Annotated in this window: 2 protein-coding genes; both read right to left on the bottom strand. The window is 67.9% G+C overall.

Annotation, left to right across the window (positions count from 1 at the left end):
* Nucleotides 1-92: 92 nt before the first annotated feature.
* On the bottom strand, nt 93-869 hold the full coding sequence (locus ACLBYD_RS10580; protein WP_447816394.1) for a sucrase ferredoxin: 777 nt from the start codon (nt 867-869) through the stop codon (nt 93-95).
* A 129-nt stretch (nt 870-998) separates the two neighbouring features.
* The coding region (locus ACLBYD_RS10575; protein WP_447816393.1) for a cupin domain-containing protein at nt 999-2,272 on the bottom strand (1,274 nt) is incomplete at its 5' end.

Here is a 2,272-nt window from a genome sequence, read left to right as displayed (position 1 = left end):
TCGCGAACTCCCCGGACGAGGAGTTCGCGGCCCTCGCGAAGGCGGAGGAAGAGCTGGGGTGACGACCTCAGGCCGGGGGCGCGGCCGTCCGCTCACAGCGTGCGGACCGAGGTGGGTTCGTAGACCATGACCGAAGCCGTCGGCGCTCCACGGCAGGTCAATCGGCACGGGGGAGTGCGATGGGCCCGCAGTTCGACGTCGACACGCTCCGGGTGTGGTGCACGACCGGCGAGCCGGATCCGCCAGAGATCACCCTCGCGGACACTCTCGGCGACCGTGTAATCACTGCGCCCGGCCGGACCGAAGCGTCGGAGCGTGGCAGCGAGCGCGGCCTGCTGAGGCGGAGACATGTCGGTGTAGCCGCGTAGATGGTGGTGGTGGATCCGGTCGAAGAAGTGTTCTTCGATCGTGAGGACGGACGATTCGGCGTCGAGACCGCCGTAGTAGACACCGTCGGGTACGACGACGACGTTGGCGGCGAACCGGTCTCCGCCTACGTGCGAGCATTCCCAGACCTGGTCGGGCCAGCGTTCGGCCAGAGCGCGTGCGACCGGCCGTCCACGCACAGCGCAACACGGATCGTGGTGACCGTGAGCGCAGACCAAGAGGACGGAGAGGCCGCCGAGGTCGCCGGCAGTCTCGAGGGCGGTGACGATCTGCGTCAGATCCTCCTCGCGATCCCACGTTCCCCATTGCTGACGCACCGCGCCCGAGGTCTCGCGCCGGAGCACTGCCCACTGGTCGTGTCCTCCGCGGCGACGACGGCCGGGGCGCTTGACCAGCAGTATGCGAGCGCGGGCCGCCTGCGCGGCGGAGAACACGGCCGTCTTGGTCGCGGCGTCGAGATCGAGCCCCTCGAACCCGTTCACGGGCCATCTGCCCCGATACTCGACGAGGACCCAGACGAATCCGCGCGGGGCCGTGCCGGCTATCGGATCACCCCGCTGTCGGGCACTGTCTGCGCAGAAGAAGCGTTCGGTTGAGGCCACAGTGCACCGTCACTGTTCCGCGGGGACGAGGATCCCTGCGCGCAACAGCCGTTCGACCAGGTCGGTCCCGAGGGTTTTCGTCGGGTGGGGTTCGCCGTCGAGCAGGCGCGTGACAGACGGCAGTTCATCGTCCGCCACGGCGACACGGCCCACGCGCGTGACCAGGTGTGAACCTTCCAGACGTGCATACAGCGCGCTGCGGAGTTTCACCGTGGTGTCGGGGCCGAGATCGTGTACGGCGGCGAATTGGGCGAGCGGCCCCAGCGGTGCCGGACGCGCCTGCTCCCGCCGGGCACGGTGGAACAGGGAGGTGACGTCCGCCTCGGCCAGTGCGGCGATGAGATGCTCACGGACAGCAGTGATCTCGTCATCCGGATCGTCGATGCTCATGGGTAGTGCACCGCGCATCTCAGGATCGTCGCCGAGCGCAGCGAGTGCTGCTCGGGTCAGATGCTCGGCAAGTGCGTGGCGCGTCCACGTATGGATGCCGACGGTGAGGTGGATGGAGATTTCCCCTCGGGCCTCGGCGGCATGGATCCAGCCGCGCGGTAGATAGAGACAGTCGCCGGGTTCGAGCACGGTGTCGATGCACGCCGGCTCCGCCGCAGCTCGGGCGACTGCGGCGCGGTGATCTGTCCAGGGCTGATTGCGCAGCGGCGCCGGGTGGACGGGCTCGTGGATCACCCACCTTTTGGTTCCCTCGATCTGCACGACGAAGACGTCGTGGACGTCGTAGTGATGGCTGAACCCTTGGTTCCGAGGTGGAGTGATGTACGCGTTGACCTGGACGGGATGTCCGAGTTCGTCGCTCAGAGCGGTGCCGAACCGTGAGATCGGTTCCCACGTGCGGTGCAGTGCCTGCAGGACGAGGGTGGCACCGTCGGCGAGGTTGCGCCAGAGCATCGTGTCGTCGAGTTGGTCGGAGATGGTCGCTCCGACCCCGCCGGGGGAGGTGAACGACGAGTCCGGCAGTGTCGTCCCGTCCTTGGCGACGCGAAGGAAGGGCGTGCGAAGTCCTCGGCGCGAGATGAGTTCGTCGACCGCCTCGACGGAGAACAGGTCGGTGAATGTGTCGGCGCGACGCGTCAGCAGTGGTGCACGCCCCCAGATCTCGGACGCGAACTTCTCCCGACCGATGTCGATCAGGCGGGTTTCCAGGACTCCGGCGTCCGTTTCGACGCCGAAGTCCTGGGTGCGGTATGAGGAGTCCTCACCCTCAACTGCCGCCGTCGGCTCCGCCATCGGCTCCTCCGTCAGCCCCGCCGTCGGCTCCACCATCGGCG

The organism is Rhodococcus sp. C26F (assembly GCF_053345925.1).
This window is presented reverse-complemented; position numbering and strand designations above follow the sequence as displayed.